The organism is Pigmentiphaga sp. GD03639, assembly GCF_029845405.1.
In the GTDB taxonomy this organism is placed as follows: domain Bacteria; phylum Pseudomonadota; class Gammaproteobacteria; order Burkholderiales; family Burkholderiaceae_B; genus Pigmentiphaga; species Pigmentiphaga daeguensis.
In genome coordinates, this window is sequence record NZ_JAOCLR010000006.1 from 209,955 (window position 1) to 228,848 (window position 18,894).

Annotated in this window: 22 protein-coding genes and 1 tRNA gene; 14 read left to right on the top strand and 9 right to left on the bottom strand. The window is 68.6% G+C overall.

Going from position 1 to position 18,894, the window contains the following annotated elements:
- Window positions 1-32: 32 nt before the first annotated feature.
- From N5K27_RS09040 to N5K27_RS09085, 10 genes are all read left to right on the top strand, one after another.
- On the top strand, window positions 33-644 hold the full coding sequence (locus N5K27_RS09040; RefSeq protein ID WP_087838592.1) for a glutathione S-transferase N-terminal domain-containing protein: 612 nt from the start codon (window positions 33-35) through the stop codon (window positions 642-644).
- 94 nt (window positions 645-738) lie between these two features.
- The gene (locus tag N5K27_RS09045; protein WP_087838591.1) at window positions 739-1,266 is read left to right on the top strand and encodes a ClpXP protease specificity-enhancing factor; all 528 of its coding nucleotides are present in this window, start codon (window positions 739-741) and stop codon (window positions 1,264-1,266) included.
- 130 nt (window positions 1,267-1,396) lie between these two features.
- Window positions 1,397-2,314, top strand: coding sequence for a TauD/TfdA family dioxygenase (locus tag N5K27_RS09050; protein ID WP_165963339.1), 918 nt, complete (start codon window positions 1,397-1,399; stop codon window positions 2,312-2,314).
- Between the two features lie 5 nt (window positions 2,315-2,319).
- Window positions 2,320-3,354, top strand: coding sequence for an ABC transporter substrate-binding protein (locus N5K27_RS09055; protein WP_087838589.1), 1,035 nt, complete (start codon window positions 2,320-2,322; stop codon window positions 3,352-3,354).
- The gene (locus N5K27_RS09060; RefSeq protein WP_087838588.1) at window positions 3,347-4,171 is read left to right on the top strand and encodes an ABC transporter permease subunit; all 825 of its coding nucleotides are present in this window, start codon (window positions 3,347-3,349) and stop codon (window positions 4,169-4,171) included. The genes N5K27_RS09055 and N5K27_RS09060 overlap by 8 nt, the downstream gene beginning before the upstream one ends.
- Window positions 4,164-4,952, top strand: a complete 789-nt coding sequence (locus N5K27_RS09065; protein ID WP_165963340.1) for an ATP-binding cassette domain-containing protein — start codon at window positions 4,164-4,166, stop codon at window positions 4,950-4,952. The genes N5K27_RS09060 and N5K27_RS09065 overlap by 8 nt, the downstream gene beginning before the upstream one ends.
- Window positions 4,952-6,370 (top strand): MFS transporter, encoded by a 1,419-nt coding sequence (locus N5K27_RS09070; RefSeq protein WP_087838586.1) that lies wholly within the window; start codon window positions 4,952-4,954, stop codon window positions 6,368-6,370. The genes N5K27_RS09065 and N5K27_RS09070 overlap by 1 nt, the downstream gene beginning before the upstream one ends.
- A 19-nt stretch (window positions 6,371-6,389) precedes the next feature.
- Window positions 6,390-7,205 (top strand): rhodanese-like domain-containing protein, encoded by an 816-nt coding sequence (locus N5K27_RS09075; protein ID WP_279815862.1) that lies wholly within the window; start codon window positions 6,390-6,392, stop codon window positions 7,203-7,205.
- 33 nt (window positions 7,206-7,238) lie between these two features.
- Window positions 7,239-7,314, top strand: a tRNA-Thr gene (locus N5K27_RS09080).
- Window positions 7,315-7,525: 211 nt separating this feature from the next.
- Entirely contained in the window at window positions 7,526-7,732 is a 207-nt protein-coding gene (locus tag N5K27_RS09085; RefSeq protein ID WP_087838584.1) for a cold-shock protein, read from the top strand.
- 72 nt (window positions 7,733-7,804) lie between these two features.
- Here N5K27_RS09085 and infA read toward each other — a convergent pair whose 3' ends face one another.
- Window positions 7,805-8,065, bottom strand: coding sequence for a translation initiation factor IF-1 (gene infA, locus N5K27_RS09090; protein ID WP_087838583.1), 261 nt, complete (start codon window positions 8,063-8,065; stop codon window positions 7,805-7,807).
- A gap of 205 nt (window positions 8,066-8,270) precedes the next feature.
- On the opposite strand from infA, the gene N5K27_RS09095 reads away from it, so the two are divergent.
- Entirely contained in the window at window positions 8,271-9,509 is a 1,239-nt protein-coding gene (locus N5K27_RS09095; RefSeq protein ID WP_087838582.1) for an MFS transporter, read from the top strand.
- 24 nt (window positions 9,510-9,533) lie between these two features.
- Here N5K27_RS09095 and N5K27_RS09100 read toward each other — a convergent pair whose 3' ends face one another.
- The 7 genes from N5K27_RS09100 to N5K27_RS09130 form a co-directional block, all read right to left on the bottom strand.
- A complete protein-coding gene (locus N5K27_RS09100; protein WP_279815866.1) occupies window positions 9,534-9,956 on the bottom strand; it encodes a hypothetical protein in 423 nt (140 codons plus the stop codon).
- Window positions 9,957-10,061: 105 nt separating this feature from the next.
- Window positions 10,062-10,400, bottom strand: a complete 339-nt coding sequence (locus tag N5K27_RS09105; RefSeq protein ID WP_087838580.1) for a hypothetical protein — start codon at window positions 10,398-10,400, stop codon at window positions 10,062-10,064.
- Between the two features lie 67 nt (window positions 10,401-10,467).
- On the bottom strand, window positions 10,468-11,439 hold the full coding sequence (locus N5K27_RS09110) for a tripartite tricarboxylate transporter substrate binding protein (RefSeq protein ID WP_279815867.1): 972 nt from the start codon (window positions 11,437-11,439) through the stop codon (window positions 10,468-10,470).
- Between the two features lie 41 nt (window positions 11,440-11,480).
- Entirely contained in the window at window positions 11,481-12,428 is a 948-nt protein-coding gene (locus N5K27_RS09115) for an SMP-30/gluconolactonase/LRE family protein (RefSeq protein ID WP_132980605.1), read from the bottom strand.
- On the bottom strand, window positions 12,412-13,212 hold the full coding sequence (locus N5K27_RS09120) for an SDR family NAD(P)-dependent oxidoreductase (RefSeq protein WP_087838577.1): 801 nt from the start codon (window positions 13,210-13,212) through the stop codon (window positions 12,412-12,414). Before N5K27_RS09120 ends, N5K27_RS09115 begins: the two co-directional genes overlap by 17 nt.
- A 37-nt stretch (window positions 13,213-13,249) precedes the next feature.
- Window positions 13,250-13,801, bottom strand: a complete 552-nt coding sequence (locus tag N5K27_RS09125; RefSeq protein ID WP_176400715.1) for a carboxymuconolactone decarboxylase family protein — start codon at window positions 13,799-13,801, stop codon at window positions 13,250-13,252.
- A gap of 45 nt (window positions 13,802-13,846) precedes the next feature.
- Window positions 13,847-14,716, bottom strand: a complete 870-nt coding sequence (locus N5K27_RS09130) for an amidohydrolase family protein (protein WP_279815871.1) — start codon at window positions 14,714-14,716, stop codon at window positions 13,847-13,849.
- Between the two features lie 107 nt (window positions 14,717-14,823).
- Here N5K27_RS09130 and N5K27_RS09135 point away from each other — a divergent pair, with 107 nt between their 5' ends.
- Window positions 14,824-15,723: a LysR family transcriptional regulator gene (locus N5K27_RS09135; protein WP_087838574.1), complete on the top strand. Its 900-nt coding sequence runs from the start codon at window positions 14,824-14,826 to the stop codon at window positions 15,721-15,723.
- A gap of 9 nt (window positions 15,724-15,732) precedes the next feature.
- Here the strand turns inward: N5K27_RS09135 and hmpA are convergent, their stop codons facing one another.
- Complete coding sequence (gene hmpA, locus N5K27_RS09140; RefSeq protein ID WP_087838573.1) at window positions 15,733-16,911, bottom strand: NO-inducible flavohemoprotein; 1,179 nt, start codon at window positions 16,909-16,911, stop codon at window positions 15,733-15,735.
- 163 nt (window positions 16,912-17,074) lie between these two features.
- On the opposite strand from hmpA, the gene norR reads away from it, so the two are divergent.
- Both norR and N5K27_RS09150 read left to right on the top strand, forming a co-directional pair.
- Window positions 17,075-18,655 carry a nitric oxide reductase transcriptional regulator NorR gene (gene norR, locus N5K27_RS09145; RefSeq protein WP_279815874.1) on the top strand — a complete coding sequence of 527 codons (1,581 nt, stop codon included), beginning with the start codon at window positions 17,075-17,077 and terminating at the stop codon, window positions 18,653-18,655.
- 38 nt (window positions 18,656-18,693) lie between these two features.
- The gene (locus N5K27_RS09150) at window positions 18,694-18,885 is read left to right on the top strand and encodes a LysR family transcriptional regulator (protein WP_176400714.1); all 192 of its coding nucleotides are present in this window, start codon (window positions 18,694-18,696) and stop codon (window positions 18,883-18,885) included.
- Window positions 18,886-18,894 lie beyond the last annotated feature (9 nt).

Genomic DNA, 18,894 nt, shown 5'->3' on the forward strand with positions numbered 1-18,894 from the left:
ACGTTTTTACATCCCCTCTCGGAGGCCCCGCCATGATGGTGCTTTACTCCGGAACCACGTGTCCGTTTTCCCAACGCTGCCGTTTCGTGTTGTTCGAAAAGGGCATGGATTTCGAAATCCGCGACGTCGACCTCTACAACAAGCCCGAGGACATCGCCGTCATGAACCCGTACGGCCAGGTGCCCATCCTGGTCGAGCGCGATCTGGTGCTGTACGAGTCGAACATCATCAACGAGTACATCGACGAGCGCTTCCCGCATCCGCAGCTGATGCCCGCCGATCCGGTGATGCGCGCTCGCGCGCGGCTGTTCCTGTTCAACTTCGAGAAAGAACTGTTCGTGCACGTCGGCACGCTGGAAGCCCGGGAAAGCCGCGCCGACGAGAAGGCGCTCGAACAGGCGCGCCAGCAGATCCGCGACCGGCTTTCGCAGCTCGCGCCGATCTTCCTGAAAAACAAGTTTATGCTTGGCGAAGAGTTCTCGATGCTGGACGTGGCGATCGCGCCGCTGCTCTGGCGCCTGGACCACTATGGCATCGAGCTGCCGAAGAACGCCGCCCCCCTGCAGAAGTATGCCGAGCGCATCTTCTCGCGGCCGGCGTACATCGAGGCGCTGACGCCGTCCGAAAAGGTCATGCGCCGCTGATGCGCAGCGCACGGATCATCCGCCGGCCCCGCGCGGCGGCCCTTGCTGTCCGGGCCGTGCGCGAGCCGCGGCATGCCGCGCGAGGGATGCAACCATGAGCGAAATCTCCACCAAGCCTTACCTGATCCGCGCGCTGCACGAGTGGTGCACCGACAACGGCTACACGCCGCACCTGGCGGTGACCGTCGACGAGCGGGTAGTGGTGCCCCGCGAGCACGTCAAGAACGGCGAGATCGTCCTGAACGTCGGCAGGCTGGCCACCCACAAGCTGCAACTGGGCAACGAGTTCATCGAGTTCCAGGCGCGCTTTGGCGGCGTGGCGCGCCAGATTTCCGTCCCGGTGGATGCGGTCACGGCCATCTACGCCCGCGAGACCGGACATGGCATGGCCTTCGAGGCGGGACCGCCCGCAGGCACGGGCGCCGCGCCCGACAGTCCGGTCGTCGACGACGCCGCTGCCGCCGAGCCCCAGGAGAACGTGTCGGGCAGCCGTCCGCAACTGTCCGCCGTACCGGCGGGCGAGACGCCTCCGGCCCCGTCCGACGAAGGGCCGGACGATACGGATCCCGCGCCCTCGGGCGGCCCCGATCGTGGCCGGCCGAAGCTGACCGTCATCAAGTAAGTCCTCTCCGAGCCGGCGGGGCAACTGCCCCGCCCGCGCTTTCACGCGACGCATAACGAAACTCGGAAACATTCGTTAGCGGCCGCGGCGGCCGTCGTTATTCTGGCTCTCTTTCGCGAGACGAATGACGATGAACGCATTGCTCAAACCGCTGCATCGGCCCGCGGACACCGAGCTGCACCAACCCCGCATCCTCGCCCCCGAGCTGTATCGCTACGACGAGGCGCGCCTGGGCGAAATCCGCATCCAGCCGTATTCCCCCATCGTGGGGGGACTGGTCCAGGGGTTCCGCTTCCAGCCCGAGGTCCGGACACCGGACGAAGTCCAGGCCTTCCTTTACCGCGCCCTGCTGGAGTACGGCTTCCTGTCGTTCGAGCCGGGATCGGTCGCGGCCGGCGACTTCGAGCCGTTCGCCGCCTTGTTCGGCTCGCCCCGGTTCGCCGGCAACCCCCAGGCGCCGCGCGTGGGCGGCGAGGCCAACGCCATCGATTCGGCGCGCAAGAAGACGCGCACCAACTATATCTGGCACATCGACCAGGCCTATCGCGAGCGTCCGCAGAAGTTCACGGCCCTGTACGCCGTGCAGGCGCCCCGGCACGGCGGCGGGACGCTGTTCTCGAACGCCACGGCGGCCTACCAACTGCTCGATCCACGCTTCGCGGCCTATCTGGACACGTTGACCATCCTGCACAACGCCGACCAGATGGGGCTGGTGTCCATGTCCTACGGCGATCCGGAGCGGCTGGCCCAGGCGCGGCTCGACACGCCACCGCTGGAGGTGCCGCTGGTGCGGGTGCATCCGGAAACCGGCGCGCGCCAGCTTTTCGCCTGCGAACTCTATGCGCAGCGGGTGCTGGGCGTGCCTCGGCTGGTCAGCGACCATCTGCTGGGCATCGTGTTCGAGTTCATCAAGTCGCCCGAAGTCTGCACCGAGTACCGCTGGGAGACCGGCGCCGCGCTGATCTGGGATAACCGTATCGTCCAGCATCGGGGCATCTTCAACTACGCGGGACAAGACCGCGTGCTGCATCGCGCGGTGCTGGACTGATAGTCATGAAAAACCTGAAAGAGCTGTTCCGCAAGGTCGGCACCGCGCTGGCCGTGGGGCTGGCGGTGAACGCCACGGTATCCTTCGCCCAGGCGGCCGAGCCGCTGCCTAGGCTGGCGGTCACGGTGTTCTCGCCGCCTTCGCAAAGCATATGGATACCGGTGCTGATCCAGAAGCTGGGGCTGGACCGCAAGCACGGGTTCGAACTGACCGTCACGCCCAAGCCTTCCAACGTGGCCTATACCGATTTCGCCACGGGCCGGGATCCGGTCTGCTTCTGCGCCGCGATCGCCGCGGTCAGCCGCTTCAAGCAGCAGGGCGCCGATTTCACGTTGCTGTGGAACATCTTCAATTTCGAGTCGGACATCGTCATCCGCGATCCCGCGATCACGGACATCAAGCAGCTCCAGGGCAAGGTGGTGCAGACCGACACCATCACGGGAAGCTGGGCGCTGTCGAAGTGGTTCCTGCAGGCCCGGGGCGTGGACCTGGGCAAGGTCACGATCAAGTCCTCGAGCGCGCGCGGCGCCGCGGGACTGGCCGAGCTGCAACTGGGGCGCATCGACGCCCTGCTGGTCAATCCCACCGAGGGCGCCGCCGCGGTCGCGCAGGGCAAGGGGGCGTTGCATGCGCTGCCGGTGTTCGACAAGGCCGTCTGGCAAAAGGCCTCGGGCACGGATTTCGTGCCGTCCATCACGCTGGGCGTGGCGTCGCCATGGATCGCCCAGGCGCCCAACCAGGCGCTGATCCGCAAGTTCTACGCGGCCAACCGCGAAGCGGCGGCGTTCATCCGGCAAAAACCGGCCGAGGCCGCCCGTCTGGTGTCCAAGGACGCGCAGGTCGAGGTGGACGCATTGCAAGGCGTGCTGGAACGTTATCGCGACCTGACCCGCATCGAGCCCCTGCGCCGCCACATCAAGACCGTGGCACTGCTGACCCAGAAGCTGTTGCCCGAAGGGGGCCAGTTGCCGCGCCCGCTGACCGACGCGGAACTCGATTCGCTGGTGTCCGCCTTCGACGTGGAAGGAAGGAATGAGTAGCCTGGCGGACCCTCGCGTAGCGGCACGCAGGCGCGGCGCGCGGCCGGCCGCCTGGCCGGCCGTGCCGTGGGAAGGCGCGCTGGCCATTGCCTTGATGCTGGGGGCGTGGGAATGGGCGTCGCATCGTTCGACCCCCATGTTCTTCCCCTCGCTGGCACAGATAGCGGCCACCGGCGGCGATCTGCTGGCCTCGCCCGAAGGCTGGTCCGCCATCGCCATCACCTACGGACGTATCTGGGCGTACCTGCTGGCATCGTTCCTGGTGTCGTCCCTGCTGGGCGCGGCCGTGGCCGGCAACGTCCACGTCGAGCGCTTCCTGGTGCCGCTGGTCGAGCTCAAGCAGGGCATTCCGTCCCTGTGCTGGGTCATCTTCGCCATCCTCTGGTTCCGCGATGCCGAGGCGCGCATCGCCTTCGTGGTAGTCACCTCGGCGCTGCCCGCGTTCTTCTACCAGGCCCGCGACGCCCTGCGCGGCATCCCGCGCGACTGGGTGGACCTCGTGCAATCCATGCGGCCCACGCCCTGGCAGCGGGCGCGCATCCTGTGGTGGCCGGCGGTCCTGCCGTCGCTGCTGACGGTGTGGCGGATCAACATCGGCAATGCCACCCGCGTCACCATCATGGCCGAGCTGCTGGGCGGCATCACCGGCATCGGCCACCAGTTGCGCGTGTCGCAGGAGATGTTCCGCATGGACCAGACCATCGTCTGGACGGCCGTGCTGGTGGCCTTCGTCATCCTGAGCAATCAGGTGCTGAGCGGCCTCGAACGCCGCTTCCTGTCGTATCGCGGCCATGACGGAGTACGCAGCCATGCCTGACGCCATTGCATTCACCCAGGTCGAGAAGCGGTTCGGCAAGGGCCGCGCGCCGGCCATCGCCGACCTGAGTTTTTCCGTGTCCGCCGGCGAACACGTCTGCATCGTCGGCCGCACCGGCTGCGGCAAATCGACGGCGGTCAACCTGATCCTGGGCCTGGCGGAAGCTTCGGCCGGCCGGGTGCGAGTGCTGGGCGTCGATCCCCTGCGCGACTTCAACCGCCTGCGCGGCCGGATAGGCTGCGTCTTCCAGACCGATCGCCTGCTGCCTTGGCGCTCGGCGCTCGACAACGTGCTGGTGCCGCTGGAGATCCTGCGCGCCCGCTCGTCCGGCACCGAGGCGCAGGCCGTCGAACTGCTGCACAAGGTCGGCCTGGCCGGCCACGAACAGGCCTATCCCCAGCAACTGTCGGGCGGCATGCGCCAGCGGGTGGCGCTGGCGCGGGCGCTGATCACCCAGCCCGAGGTCATGATCGCCGACGAGGCCTTCGGCGCGCTGGACGAGGTGACCGCCGCCGCGTTGCGCGGCGACTTCCAGCGCATCGCGAAGGCGCGTGGCCAGACCGTCCTGCAGATCACGCATTCGCTGGACGAGGCGTTGTCCATGGCCGACCGCGTGCTGGTCTTCGACCGGCCCGGGCGGGTGGTGGGCGAGTTCCCGCGCGCGCAATGGGAAACGCCGGCCCAGCGGCAGGTGGTCCGGCAGGCGCTGCGGACACTGATCGCCGGCGAGGCGGAAATTGAAGCGGATGCCGGCACGGCCGGTGTGCGCCGGGCGGCCTGATGCCTCCAGCAGCCACCGCGGCGGCCGCGCCGCCCGAGCGCCTGTCGCCGCAGACCCGGCGCACCGCATGGATCGTCTCGTCCATTTTCTTCGTCGAACAGCTCGACGCGACCAGCGTGGCCTCGGCGCTGCCCGCGATGGCGGCGGACCTGAACTCGGACACGGTCACGCTCAGCGCCACCATTACCGCCTACCTGCTGGGGCTGACCATCCTGATTCCGCTGAGCGGCAGGCTGGCAGAACGTCACGGCGACAAGCGGGTGTTCGCCGGCGCGATCTGGCTGTTCCTGGCCAGCTCCATCGCCTGCGGCTTCGCGCCCAACGCCCTCGTCCTGATCGTGCTGCGCTTCGTGCAGGGCATGGCGGGCGCCCTGATGGCGCCGGTGGGCCGGCTGATCGTGCTGCGCACCGCCGCCAAGCACGAACTGGTCGAGGCGATGGCGCTGGTGATCCTGCTGGCCATGATCGCGCCGATGGTCGGCCCGTTCCTGGGCGGCCTCCTGACGACCTATGTGGGATGGCGCTGGATCTTCTGGATCAACGTGCCGCTGTGCCTGGGCGCGCTATGGCTGGTCCGGCGCTTCCTGCCCGCCACCGAAGGCCGGGGCCAGGGCGCTTTCGACCTGCGCGGCACGCTGCTGAGCGGCATCGGCTTCGCCTGCCTGATGTGGGGACTGATGGCGCTGGCTGAGGCCCGGGTCCGGACCGGGCCGGCCGTGGCGGCGCTGGCGGCCGGCGCACTGCTGGTGGCAGCCTATGTGCGGCATGCGCGGCGCACGGCCGAACCCGTGCTGGCCTTGGATCTGCTGACATTGCGCAGCTTTCGTGACGCGATGGCGGGCGGTTCGGTGTTTCGCATCGCCGTGGGTGGCGTGCCCTTCCTGCTGCCCGTGACCTTGCAGCAGCGCGACGGCTACAGCCCGCTCGAGGCGGGGCTGTTCGTGCTGGTCCCGGCCGTGGGAGGCTTCGCGATGAAGTTCTTCAGCGGCAAGATCCTGCGCCGGACCGGATACCGCAAGGGGTTGTTCCTGCATGGCGCGCTGGCGGCCGGCTGCCTGGCGGCGGCGGGATGGGTGCCGCCGCGCGAGGCCATGGTCGTGTACGCGGCCACGCTGTTCGGCTTTGGCTGGGCGCGCTCGTTGCAGATGAACGCCTACGGCACGCTGGCCTATGCCGACGTGGCGCGGCCCCGGCTGGCCGCCGCCACCAGCTTCTTCCTGGCCATCCAGAACCTGACCGTGGCCATGGGCGTGGCCGCGGCCGCGCTGCTGCTCCAGGGCGGGGCCGCGGCCGGCACGGGCGATGCCGCCTATTCCTGGGTCTACCTCGTCCTGGGCGCCGTCGCCCTGGCCAGTGCGGCCATGACGCTCGCGATGCCGCCGTCGGCCGGCCGGGACCTTCTGCAAGCCAAACGCTGATCCTTCACAAGGAATCCCCATGAGCACCGTTCTTCCCGCTTCCGATACGCTTTCCCCCTTCATCTCCGCTGAAACCCTGGCGGCGGCCCTGGCCTCGGGAAACGTGGCCGTGGTCTACGTCGCCCCCGATGCGGGCCCGCCGCCGGCCGAGCCGGTGCCGGGTTCCATCGAGACCGCGCTGCCGACGCACTACGCCGAGCCTGGCGATCCCGCCCGCGGCCGCCTGCCGCTGCCCGCGCCCGAAGCGGTCCGTCGCTGGACGGCCGAGGCCGGCCTGGACCCGGACGGCGACATCGTCGTCTATGACGCCGCCAATGGCTCGGCTGCCGCGCGCGCATGGTGGGTGCTGACCTGGGCCGGCCTGCCTCGCGTCCGCATCCTGGATGGCCGCCTGGGGGCATGGGCCGCCCGAGGCGCAGGCGCGGCGCCGCTTGCCGCGCCGGCTGCCGCGCCTGAACTGCCTTCCATCGATACGGACGTCATCGCCGCGGATCTCCCGGCATATCGCCTGTTCGATGCACGTACCGCGGCGGCCTATGCCGGCGACGGCAGGCAGCCGTCCCACTTGCCGGGCGCGGTCAGCAGTCCCGCCGGCATCTGGCAGGATGCGAACGGCCGCCTGCTGCCTTTCGCCCAGCGCGAGGCCCTGGCGCGCAAGCTCGGCCTGTTCGACGACGACGAGCGGCCGGTGGTGGCCTATTGCGGATCGGGCGTGGCGGCCGCGTACTGGATCGCCGCCGTGCAGGATCTGGGAGTGAAGGCGGCGCTGTACGCGGGCTCGTGGAGCGCCTGGTCCAGCGACCCGGCGCGTGTCGCGGCGGCCGCCCCGGCGTGACGGACATCGATTTCCATTACAATCCCGCCTTCTGCCGGTGTAGCTCAGTTGGTAGAGCAGCTCACTTGTAATGAGAAGGTCGAGGGTTCGATTCCTTTCACCGGCACCAGTGCCTTGTCATTTCCCCGGATAGGACAGCGTCCTGACAAGGCCGATTTGACATCTAGCGCTATCCGGTCCATAGTCCGCCAGCCACGACCTTCAAGAGTCGTAATCCAGTTCAGTCAAAGTCCACGATAGCGGTCTTCGTCGTTCCAATTTCTTCCTTGAGTGTCGTGAGTTGACGGGAAATCCGTTTTTTTTATCACCAAGGAAATGACATGGAACAAACAGGCATCGTCAAGTGGTTCAACTCCGAGAAGGGCTTCGGTTTCATCGTGCCGGACGCGGGAGGCAAGGATCTGTTCGCGCACTTTTCGGAAATCCAGGGCAGCGGCCACCGCTCCCTGGAAGAGAACCAGCGCGTGAGCTTCATCGCCGGCCAGGGCGCCAAGGGCCCGGCGGCGACCAAGATCAAGGTGCTTTGAGCTTGCGCAAGCAGGCTGGCTGAAAGCCGACAGCTCCCCAGGGAGCTGTTTTCATTTGGACGGCCGTGGCCGTCATTTTTTCCGGGGATTGGGGCCGGGGTTGGCAGGGCGGCCCGCGATATGGCGGAACGTGATGCGGCCCTTGGTCATGTCGTAGGGGGACATCTCGAGCGTGACGTCGTCGCCCGCAAGTACGCGGATGTTGAATTTACGCATCTTTCCGCCGGAATACGCGGTGATTTCGAAGCCGTTTTCCAGCGTGACCCGGAACCGTGAGTCAGGCAGGACCTCGTTGACCACGCCACGCATTTCGATCAAATCTTCCTTGGGCAAACTGCTCGCTCCTAAATGGGTCTGGCGAAAAAGCCCGTGACCCGGGTGGGCCATGTTGCACTGTTTGCCGCAATTGGGCAACCGCCGCGATCCGGGCAGACCGCCGGGATCCCTGGCGGTATCATGAAGGGCAAACCCCGGATCACCGGGCGGGACGCCGCATTTCCCCCTTGGCATCCCCGACAAGCGCGACGCAAGAGACTCGATGACACGCACCGCACCGGCCTGGCTGATGCCAGTAGTGGCCATTTGCATTCTACAGACCATTTCGTCGTTCCTGACCCGCCTCATTCCCATCATCGCGCCGGCCATGTCCGCGGAGTTCGGCTGGAGCGGCAGTTCCATCGGTTATCTGACCGCCAGCAACTCGATGGGCGGACTGGCCATCCTGCTCGCGGGCTCCGCGCTGCTCAAGCAGGTCGGCGGCATGCGCACCCTGCAACTGACGTTGTCGCTGGGGGCGGTTTGCCTGGCGTTCCTGCTGTATCCCAGCCTGGGCGTGGCGCTGGCCGCGTGCTTTGCCATGGGCCTGAGCAATGGCGCCGCCAACCCGGCCGGCAGCGAGGTCCTGCAAAGATTCTCCCCGCCGGGCAAGCGCAACTTGATGTTCTCGATCAAGCAGGCCGGCGTGCCGCTGGGCGGCGTGATGGCGGGGCTGCTCGTGCCTGCCGTGGTGGCGCTGGCGGGCTGGCGCATCGCCCTGTTGGCCTGTGCGGTGGTCGTGTTGCTGCCCATTGTGCTGACCTGGCGGCTGAGCGCGGGGCTGGACGAGGTCCCCGAGCGGACGGGGCGCGCCTTTCCGATGCCGACGTGGCGGTCGCTGCGTACCCTGGGCGTGCCCCTGGCATCGCTGATGCACAACCGCGGCCTGCTGAAGATCTCCGTCGTGGGCAGCCTGTTCGCCGTGTCCCAGAGCTGCTGGTTCACGTTCACCGTGGTCTATCTGGTCGATGGGCTGGGTTATTCCCTGGGGCGGGCCGGCATGGTGTTCGCGGTGATGCAGGCGGGGGGCGTGATCGGCCGTATCGCGCTGGGCTGGCTGTCCGACTATCTGCGGTCGGCCACCGCGGTGCTGTCGATCGCGGCCGTGCTGTCGGCGGTGACCACGGTGCTGCTGGGGCTCACCAGTCCGGCCTGGCCGCTGTGGGCGGCCATCGTGCTGGCCTTCGTCGCGGGATGCTCGGCCGCGAGCTGGAACGGCGTGCAGATCGCGGAAGTGGCGCGCCGCTCGCCGCCGCACATGATTTCGGAAACCGCCGCGGGGTCCAGCATCCTGGTCAACCTGACCAACATGGTGGCGCCCACGCTGTTCGCGATATTCGTCTCGGCCGGCGGGGGCTACGGCCTTGCCTTCATCTGCGCCGGGGCGTGTTCGCTGCTGGTGCTGGTCTGCCTGCCGCGCGAGCGGAGCGAGGTCGGCGCACAGGAACGCCCCGCACGCTAAGGGCCGTCCACGCGGCCACCGCGGTCAGCCCGCGGCATCCAGCCTGGCTCGCCGGGCTCGTGGCCGGGGCGCGACGCCCAGGCGCGGGTCGCGTTCCCGTGCGAGTTCCGCCAGCCTGGCCGCGACGGTTTCGAACTCCGCGTGGTCCTGCGGCAGGTACAGCCACTTGCCCAGCACCGCGTGGGGACGCAGCGCGGGCTCGTCGTCGATCAGCGCGGCGTGGCGGTCCTTGGACGTGCAGACCAGCAGGCCGCTCCAGGGATCGCCGCGGTCCGCCACCACGAGGCACAGCAGGTCGTCCAGGTAGGCGGCGATGCAGCCGAACATGCGCTTGCTGGAATAGCCCGCGTCCCGTTCCAGCGGCTCGAAGATCCACAGCAGCGAGTTGCGCGGCGCGGCGGCCTGGCGGCGGGGCGGCGCGAAAGGGAGGGGGCGGTCCTTGGGCATGAATGGGCTAGCTCGTCAGCAATGCCGGCAGCCTTCCCGCCGCCGTCTGTCCAGGATACAGGGTTTGCAGCGTGCGTCCCGGGCCCGCCATGTCGCGCGCCGGCATCAGTCCCGCTGCCGTTCGCACACCGCCTGCGCATCGGCATAGGGAACGACGGCTTCGGGGGTGGCCATCATGGTCGAGCCGCCCGCCGCATGCCACCGCCGGACGGTTTGCCCTTCTTGGTAGGCCACGGCATAGACCCGTCCCTGGCACAGGTCGTCCAGGCGCCGGTCGAGGCGGGCGCGCAGTTCGGCGGGGGATTCCCCGGGCTGGCCGACGACCCGGACGGCGCGCGCGTCCGGGCCCAGTTCCGTTTCGATCGCCTGCGGTTCGGCGGCGGCCGCGCCGGCGGCCAGGCAGCCGGCCCAGGCCAGCATGCGCCATGTCGTCCGTATCTCCATCCCACGTCTCCTTGTGCGGGTGCGGAGCAACGATACGTGGGCGCCGGTCCGCCGGCAAGCGGCGGGCTTACTCGTCGGCCTTGATCCCTTCCGCGCGGATCAGGTCACCCCACTTCTTGGCATCCTTGCGGCCCAGTTCGTCGAATTCCCTGGGCGTGGTGGGCGACAGTTCGACGCCGCTCGACTCGGCGTAGGCCTTCAGCTCGGGCGAAGCCAGGACCTTGCGGACCGCGGCGTTCAATTCGGCCACCTTGTCGGCCGGCGTGCCCTTGGGCGCATACAGGCCGTACCAGTTGTTGGCGTAGACGTTGGGCACGCCCAGTTCGTCGAAGGTGGGGACGTCGGGAAGCAGGGGCGAGCGCTTGGGCGCGGCGATGGCGAGCGCCTTGGCCTTGCCCGCCTTGATGTTCGACATCAGGCCGGAGATGTCGCCGATGAAGCCGTCGACCTGTCCCCCTATGGTGTCGGTAATGGCGGGCGCGGCGCCCTTGTAGGGCACGTGCAGGATGTTGGCCTTGGTCGACAGCTTCAACTGCACGATGGCCATGTGCGGCATGCTGCCCACGCCGGAGGAGGCCATCGTGACGCCCTTCTGCGTCTTGGCGCGCGCGACGAAATCCTTGGCGGTCTTGCTGGGATGGTTGGGGCCGACGATCAGCACTTCGGGCGTGGAAACCAGCAGCGAAACCGGCGCGAAATCCTTGGCAGGATCGTAGATCAGCTTGGGGTACAGGGCGGGGTTGATCGAGATCGCGCCCACCGAGCTCAGGAACAGCGTCTGGCCGTCGGGCCGCGCGCGGGCCACCTGGCTGGCGGCGATGGCGCCGTTGCCGCCGGGCTTGTTCTCGATGACGACGGTCTGCTTGAGTTCTTTCTCGAGCTGGGTGGCGACGACGCGCGCCAGCGAATCGGCGGGTCCGCCGGGCGGGAAGGCGACGACGATGCTGGTGACGGACTGGGCCTGCGCGCCGAAGGCGGCCAGGCCGAGAAGCGCCGCGGCCAGCGGCGCAAGGGCGTGGAAACGGGTCGGATGGAACATGGTGTTCTCCTTTATCGTTTTGGGAAGCAGGACGCGGGCGTTCAGCCGCCGAGGGCGCCCTGGGTGTTGACGAACAACGAGTAGATCGACGTGCTGGAAGCCATGAACAGGCGGTTGCGATGCTTGCCGCCAAAACAGAGATTCGCGCAGCGCTCGGGCAGGGCGATGCGGCCCAGGAGTTCCCCCCGCGGCGAGTAGACGCGGACCCCGTCGAGCTCGGGCGTGCCCATGCCCCAGCCGCACCAGAGGTTGCCTTCCACGTCCACGCGAAAGCCGTCGGGCGTGCCGTCGGCGGCGTCGAACAGCACGCGTTGCGGCCCCAGCCGGCGGCCGTCGTCCGAGACGTCGAACACCAGGATGTTGCGGGGCCGGGCACGCGATTCGATCACGTACAGCTGTTTCTCATCCGGCGAGAAGGCCAGGCCGTTCGGTCCGTTGACCGTGTCGCAGACCATATCGACCGCGCCGCTGTGCGGGTCGATGCGATAGATGGCCGCGGGGATTTCCTGCTCGGCCTTTTCGCCCTGGTAGTAGCCGACGATGCCGAAAGGCGGATCGGTGAACCAGATCGAGCCGTCGGATTTCACGACGACGTCGTTGGGCGAGTTCAGCCGCTTGCCCTGGTAGCGGTCGGCCAGCACGGTGATGCGGCCGTCGTGTTCGGTGCGGGTCACGCGCCGCCCCTGGTGCTCGCAGGTGACCAGCCGTCCCTGGCGGTCGCGCGTGTTGCCGTTCGCGTGGCCGGACACCGGCCGCCACACGTGCGTCTGGCCCGTGATCTCGTCCCAGCGCATGATGCGATCGTTGGGCACGTCGCTCCACAGCAGGTAGCGGGCGTCGCCGAACCACACCGGCCCTTCGGCCCAGCGGCATCCCGTGGCCAGGCGTTCGACGGCCGCCAGCGGCAGCACCAGTTTCTCGAAGCGCGGATCCAGCGCGATGACGGCCGGATCGGGATAGCGCACGGGGGCGTCAGTCGCAGCGCGCACTCATGCCTCCGTCGACCACGATCTCGGTGGCGGTGATGAAGCGGGCTTCGCTGGAAGCCAGGAACAGCGCGGCGTTGGCGGTGTCCAGGCCATCGCCCATGAAGGGCAGCGGGATGCGCGACTGCCGTTGCGCCAGCAGTTTTTCCACGTCGCCTCCCGCGCGTTGCCCGGCCAGCCGGACCTCCACCATCGGCGTATGCATCTGGCCCGGAATGACGGTGTTGCAGCGGATGTTCTTCTTCGCATACTCCAGCGCCACGACGCGCGACAGCTGGATGACGCCTGCCTTGGCGCTGGCGTAGCCGACCTGGGCCGAGCCGGTCCAGCGCGTGCCGGAAGTCGATGCGATGTTGACGATGGCGCCGCCGCCTTGTTCCACCATCAGCGGCAGCACGTGGCGGCAACCCAGGTAGACGCTTTTCAGGTTGAAGTCGATCTGCGCGTCCCATGCCGCTTCGTCCAGGTCCACGGGGCCGCCCTTGCGCGAGCCGCCCACGTTGTTGACCAGGATGTCCACGCCGCCCCAGGTGTCGACGCAGGCGCGCACCATGTCGCGCACCTCGTCCGACGAGGTGACGTCGCAGCGCCAGATGGCGATCTCGCCGCCGATCTCGCGCACGCGGGCCACGGTTTCCTCCATGGCGGCGGGGTCGCGGTCCACCGCGAACACGCGCGCGCCTTCCTGCGCGAAACGGTAGGCGATGGCGCGGCCGTTGCCCCAGCCGGGGCCGACGCTGCCCGCGCCGGTGACGATCGCTATCTTGCCTTGCAGGCGGCCAGTCATGGTGTGTCTCTCGTATCTGATGATGGTTGGAAATGAATCAGCGCCCGAACTCGACGGTGCTGCCGTCGGGCGTGGGAATCTCGAAGACGCTCAGCGTCATCGAGATCAGCGTGTAGTAGCCGGCCATGCCGACCAGGTCCACGACACCGTCCTGGCCCAGCACTTCGACGGCTTCCTGGTAGAGCGCGTCCGGGACCTGCCGCGTTTCCACCAGCTCGCGCACGAAACGGTAGACGACCGATTCGTCGCGCTGGGTGAACACGGGCGTGGTTCCCGCGCGGATCTGCTCGGCCACGTCGGCGTCCAGGCCCGCCTTCAGCGCGATGGGGTGGTGCGCCCACCATTCGAAGGGGGCCCGCCACAGCGCGGCCATGGTCAGGATGGCCAGTTCGGACAGGCGCGGGGGCAGGCTGGAGTCGTAGCGGCAATACTGGCCCAGGGCCTGGGCGTGCTCGGCCAGGCCGGGGCGGTGCAGCCAGATCGCCAGCGGGCCGCGCACCTTGCCGCGCGGGCCCGACGCGATGGCGTCGTAGACGCGGCGCTGGTGTTCGGACATCTGTTCGACGTCGGGGGGATTCAGTCTAGGCATGGTCAGGTCTCCTGGTGTCCTGGGCGAAGTGGAACACGCGCCGTGTCATTGCGCGAACCGGAACAACTCGTGGGGGTTGTCCGCCAGGATGCGTCGGCGCGTGGCGGCATTGGGGCACAGCCGCAGGAAGGTGTTCAGCAGTTCGCCATCGTCGGGCATGTCGCCGCGCACGTTCGGATGGGGCCAGTCCGTGCCCCACAGCAGGCGCTCGGGCATGGCTTCCAGCAGCGCCGACACCAGCGGCTCGGCGTCCTGGAACGGCCGCTTGCCGCTGCTGGACGTGCGGTCCAGCCCGGAAATCTTCACCCAGGCGCGAGGGTGGTCGCGCAGCGCGAGCAAGGCGCGGAAGGCCGCCCCCTGCGTGCCTTCGGCGGCGGCCACGCGGCCCATGTGGTCGATCACGAACGGAACGGGCAAGGTTCTCAGCCTGGGCAGCAGGCCTTCGAGCGAGGCCTGGTCCGAATGGATGCAGACATGCCAGCCGAAGGGCGCGATGCGCGGCACGACCTGCGCCAGTTCGTCCCAGCCGGCGTTGGCCAGGTGGGCCACGAAATTGAAGCGCACGCCGCGCACCCCGCGCCGGTCGAGTTCGGCGATGCGCGCCTCGTCGGCTTGCGGATCCAGCAGCGCCACGGCCCGGTATTGGCCCGCGCCGCGATCCAGCGCGTCGAGCGTGACCGACAGGTCGTAGCCGTGGCAGCCCGGATGCACGATGACGCCACGCTCGAATCCCAGCCGCCGATGCAGGTCGCGCAGCCGTTCGAAGGGCGCGTCGGGCGGCGTGTAGGGGCGGTCGTCCGCGTAGGGGAAGACGTCGGCGGGACCGAAGACGTGGAAGTGGGTGTCGCAGGCGTGCTTCGGCAGGGACTCGGCGGCAGGCGTGATCTCGGCCAGGGGAGGAGCGCAGTCGGGCATGGCGGGATAGCGGTGAACGTCAGCCCCGCATCATGCGCAAGCCCTCGGAGCCGAGCAATGCGCCCAGCCTGACTTCTGATATAGGAAAAACGTATACCATTGCGTCCATGGACCTTCGGCAAATCCGCTACTTCATCGTCGTCTGCGAAATGCGCAGCCTTTCCCGCGCGGGCGAGGTGCTGGGCGTCTCGCAGCCCTCGCTCAGCCGGCAGATCCAGTTGCTCGAAGCCGAACTGCGCCATCATCTGCTGGCGCGCACCGGCCGGGGCGTCGAACCCACCGAGGCCGGCCTGCGGTTCCTGGAGCACGCCAAGACGCTCGATGCCATGGCCCAGCACGCGCGCCAGGACATGCGCGCCTTTCGCGCCGCCGCCCAGGACAAGGTGCGGCTGGGCATGCCGCATCGCGTGGCGCGCCGCATGGCGCCACACATCGTGCAGTCGTTCCGCCGCCTGCACCCCGACGCCGCGCTGACGCTGGCCGAGGGCCTGAGTTCCGAGATGAACGAATGGCTGGTCAAGGGCAGGGTGGACCTGGCGCTGCTGTACGATCCGCCGTCCTCGTCCCTGCTGCGGTTCGAGTCCATCTACCGCGAGGATCTGGTGCTGGCCTATGGCAAGGCCTGCCGACCGGTGCCCCCGCCGCGCGTGCGCGCGCGCGACCTGGGCCGCTATCCGCTGGTGCTGCCCAGCGCGCCCAACACCATCCGTGCGCTGGTGGACCGCACCTGCCGCGAATTGAACGTGACGCTGGACGTCGTGGCCGAGGTGGACGTGGTGCACACCATCCTCGAGACCATGGCCGAGGAAGGCATGTTCACCATCATCCCGCGCTCGGCGCTGAGCGACATGGCGGGCCAGGACTTCCTGGCCTTCTCGTCCATCGTCGAGCCGGTCATCATGAACAACCTGACCCTGGCCACGCCCGCCAGCGGCCCGCTGCCTCCGCTGGCGGAGGCGACCGCGCAGATCATCCGCGGGCTGGAGATGAAGCGCTTCTTTGCGTAGCGGCGCGCTTTACGCCATCGCCTCCGGCCCGAAGAACTCGTAGCGTGTCTGCGCTTCCGGCACGCCCAACTCCTTCAGGTAGCGCCGCACGTTGCGCATGAAGGGCTTGGGGCCCAGGAAGTAGACGTCGACATCGCGGTCCTGCGGCAGCCATTGCGCCAGTTGCTCCTTGGTCAGCAGGCCGACCGCATCGGGGCGCTGCGCCGTCTCGCCGGCCTCGTCGTAGCAATAGAAGCGCTTGAGCTGCGGAAACTTGCCGGCCGCGGCGTCCACGTAGTCGCGGAAGGCGTGGACCGCCTGGTTGCGGGCGCAGTGGATGAAGTGGATGGCGCGCGAGCTGCCCAGGGCGGCCTGCAGCATGGCCAGGGTGGGCGTGATGCCGACGCCGCCGCTGATCAGCACCAGCGGCTTGTCGCTGGCCTGCAGCGTGAAGTTGCCCGAGGGCGGGAAGAGTTCCAGTGTGTCGCCTTCGCCGATCTTGTCGTGCAGATGGTTGGAAACCACGCCGTCGCCTTGGCGCTTGACGCTGATGCGGTACTCGCGGCCGTTGGGCGGCGCGGACAGCGAGTAGTTGCGGCGCACTTCCTCGCCGTCGACGACCAGCTTCAGGCCGATGTACTGGCCGGGCTGGAAGTCCAGCAGGGCGCCGCCATCGGCGGGCACCAGGTAGAACGAGGTGATCTCAGCGCTTTCCTGTTCCTTGCGGGCGACGCGGAAGGTGCGCGCGCCGCGCCAGCCGCCGGCTGCGTTCTCCTGCGTGGCGTAGCACTGTTCCTCGGCGCCGATCAGCAGCGTGGCCAGTTGCTGGTAGGCGGCACCCCAGGCCTCGATGACTTCGTCGGTGGCGACGTCGGGGCCGAGCACTTCGCGGATGGCGCGCAGCAGGCAGGTGCCGACGATGGGATAGTGTTCGGGCAGGATCTGCAGCCCGACGTGCTTGTTCACGATGCGGCCGACCAGCCCGCCCAGGGGCGTAAGGTCGTCGATGTGGCGCGCATAGGCCAGCACGCCGTTGGCCAGCGCGCGCGGTTGGTCGCCGCTGGCCTGGTGGGCCTGGTTGAACAGGGGCCGGACCTCCGGGTACTCGGCCAGCATCAGGCGGTAGAAATGGGTGGTCAGGGTTTCGCCGCCGGTTTCCAGCAGCGGGACAGTGGCCTTGATGATGGCTCGTTGTTGAGCGGACAGCATGGTATCTCCTGCAAGAGCGGCCGGCCGGAAAGGGGGCGGCCTTCGCTTCCCTCTTTCAAGATGCATGCCAGGCCGATTCTCGCGGCACTGCGCCATTTTTCGCGGGGGCGAGTCATATTGACCTATAATTTTCATGTGTCTTTATGACCTATTGTTAGTCAGAATGACTGCAAATGCCCTGCTGCATGCCCTTGTTCCATTGGTGGATGACCTGGCGCGCGACCTTGCCGAAGGGGAGCGTTACCGGCGTCTGCTGGAAGCCGTGCGCACCTTGGTTCCTTGCGATGCAGCAGCCCTGCTGCGGCTGGACGGCGAATGGCTGGTGCCGCTGGCGGTCGATGGCCTGAGTAGCGACACGCTGGGCCGCCGTTTCAAGGTGGACGAACATCCCCGTTTCCAGTTGCTGCTCCAGTCCGACGGCCCGACGCGCTTCCCGGCCGGCAGCCGCCTGCCCGATCCCTACGACGGACTGGTCGAAGGGATGGAAGGCGAGCAATTGGAAGTGCACGACTGCCTGGGCTGTGTGCTGCGGGTGGGCGAGCGCCCCTGGGGCCTGCTGACGCTGGACGCGCTGGAGGCCGGGCGTTTCTCGGCGCACGACCTGGACGCCTTGCAGGCGTTCGCCAGCCTGGCCGCCGCCACGGTCAGCGTGGCCGACCGGTTGCAGCAACTGGCCTCGCGCGCCAGCGACGAACACCAACGCGCGGAAATCTACCGCGCCGCGGCGGCGGAAGCCGCGCCGCGTCCGCTGCTCGGGCACAGCGCCGTCATCCGGCGCCTGCTGGACGAAGTCCGTGCGGTGGGCGCCAGCGACCTGACCGTGCTGGTGACGGGCGAGACCGGCGTCGGCAAGGAGTTGGTGGCGCAGGCGCTGCATGCGGCTTCGCCGCGCGCGGCCCGGCCGCTCGTCAGCATCAATTGCGCGGCGCTGCCCGAGGCCCTGGTGGAGAGCGAGCTGTTCGGCCACGTCAAGGGCGCGTTCTCGGGCGCGGTGGGCGACCGGCGCGGCAAGTTCGAACTCGCCGATGGCGGCACCCTGCTGCTGGACGAAGTGGGCGAGCTGCCGCTGCCGGTGCAGGCCAAGCTGCTGCGGGTGCTGCAAAGCGGCCAGTTGCAGCGCCTGGGCTCGGACCGCGAGCATCATGTGGACGTGCGGCTGATCGCGGCCACCAACCGGGACCTGGCCGAGGAGGTCCGCAAGGGACGCTTCCGCGCCGACCTCTACCACCGCCTGAGCGTCTACCCGCTGCGGGTGCCGCCCCTGCGCGAACGGGGCCGCGACGTGCTGCTGCTCAGCGGCGCTTTCCTGGACGAGAACCGCTCGCGCCTGGGACTGCGCAACCTGCGCCTGTCCGCCGAGGCGCAGGCGGCCCTGCTGGCCTACGACTGGCCGGGCAACGTCCGCGAACTGGAGCACCTGATCAGTCGCAGCGCGTTGAAGGCGCTGTCCCGGCAGGCCAAGCGCCCGGCCATCCTGACGCTGACAGTGGCGGACCTTGGGCTGGAGGAAAGGCATGCGGCGCAGCCCGCTCGCGCGCACGATGATCCGGCCGCCGCCGCCCGCGTGTCGGCGCAGCCGCTGAAGCAGGCGGTCGAGGACTACCAGCGCAGCCTGATCGCCGCCGCCCTGCGCCGCCATGGCGACAACTGGTCGGCGGCCGCGCGCGAGCTGGGCGTGGACCGGGCCAACCTGGCGCGCCTGGCTGCCAGGCTGGGTCTGCGGCCTGCGGCATCGGAGTCCTGACGGGGCCTGGGGCGCAAGCGGAAAAGGAGAGGAGTGCCGTGAGCAAGCGGCTGGCGGAGCTCGAGCGCGAGCATGGCGTGGCGTTGCTGCGGCGGACCGGCCGGGGCGTCGAGCCGACGGCGGCGGGCGAGGCGCTGTACCGCCATGCGACCTCGCTGCTGTCGGCCGCGCGTCAGTTGGAGCGGACCCTGGCGAGTCATGCGCAACATGTCGCGCCGGCCGGCCGATGAGAGTGTCAT

Bases quoted from the DNA above. Each gene is read 5' to 3' on its own strand.
- N5K27_RS09110 (WP_279815867.1), bottom strand. From the start codon at position 11,439: ATGTTCCATCCGACCCGTTTCCACGCCCTTGCGCCGCTGGCCGCGGCG.
- hmpA (WP_087838573.1), bottom strand. From the start codon at position 16,911: ATGCTGTCCGCTCAACAACGAGCCATCATCAAGGCCACTGTCCCGCTG.
- N5K27_RS09045 (WP_087838591.1), top strand. From the start codon at position 739: ATGAGCGAAATCTCCACCAAGCCTTACCTGATCCGCGCGCTGCACGAG.
- N5K27_RS09125 (WP_176400715.1), bottom strand. From the start codon at position 13,801: ATGCCTAGACTGAATCCCCCCGACGTCGAACAGATGTCCGAACACCAG.
- N5K27_RS09100 (WP_279815866.1), bottom strand. From the start codon at position 9,956: ATGCCCAAGGACCGCCCCCTCCCTTTCGCGCCGCCCCGCCGCCAGGCC.
- N5K27_RS09135 (WP_087838574.1), top strand. From the start codon at position 14,824: ATGGACCTTCGGCAAATCCGCTACTTCATCGTCGTCTGCGAAATGCGC.
- N5K27_RS09130 (WP_279815871.1), bottom strand. From the start codon at position 14,716: ATGCCCGACTGCGCTCCTCCCCTGGCCGAGATCACGCCTGCCGCCGAG.
- N5K27_RS09105 (WP_087838580.1), bottom strand. From the start codon at position 10,400: ATGGAGATACGGACGACATGGCGCATGCTGGCCTGGGCCGGCTGCCTG.
- N5K27_RS09050 (WP_165963339.1), top strand. From the start codon at position 1,397: ATGAACGCATTGCTCAAACCGCTGCATCGGCCCGCGGACACCGAGCTG.
- N5K27_RS09040 (WP_087838592.1), top strand. From the start codon at position 33: ATGATGGTGCTTTACTCCGGAACCACGTGTCCGTTTTCCCAACGCTGC.
- N5K27_RS09065 (WP_165963340.1), top strand. From the start codon at position 4,164: ATGCCTGACGCCATTGCATTCACCCAGGTCGAGAAGCGGTTCGGCAAG.
- N5K27_RS09120 (WP_087838577.1), bottom strand. From the start codon at position 13,212: ATGACTGGCCGCCTGCAAGGCAAGATAGCGATCGTCACCGGCGCGGGC.
- N5K27_RS09085 (WP_087838584.1), top strand. From the start codon at position 7,526: ATGGAACAAACAGGCATCGTCAAGTGGTTCAACTCCGAGAAGGGCTTC.
- N5K27_RS09055 (WP_087838589.1), top strand. From the start codon at position 2,320: ATGAAAAACCTGAAAGAGCTGTTCCGCAAGGTCGGCACCGCGCTGGCC.
- N5K27_RS09075 (WP_279815862.1), top strand. From the start codon at position 6,390: ATGAGCACCGTTCTTCCCGCTTCCGATACGCTTTCCCCCTTCATCTCC.
- N5K27_RS09070 (WP_087838586.1), top strand. From the start codon at position 4,952: ATGCCTCCAGCAGCCACCGCGGCGGCCGCGCCGCCCGAGCGCCTGTCG.
- norR (WP_279815874.1), top strand. From the start codon at position 17,075: ATGACTGCAAATGCCCTGCTGCATGCCCTTGTTCCATTGGTGGATGAC.
- N5K27_RS09095 (WP_087838582.1), top strand. From the start codon at position 8,271: ATGACACGCACCGCACCGGCCTGGCTGATGCCAGTAGTGGCCATTTGC.
- N5K27_RS09060 (WP_087838588.1), top strand. From the start codon at position 3,347: ATGAGTAGCCTGGCGGACCCTCGCGTAGCGGCACGCAGGCGCGGCGCG.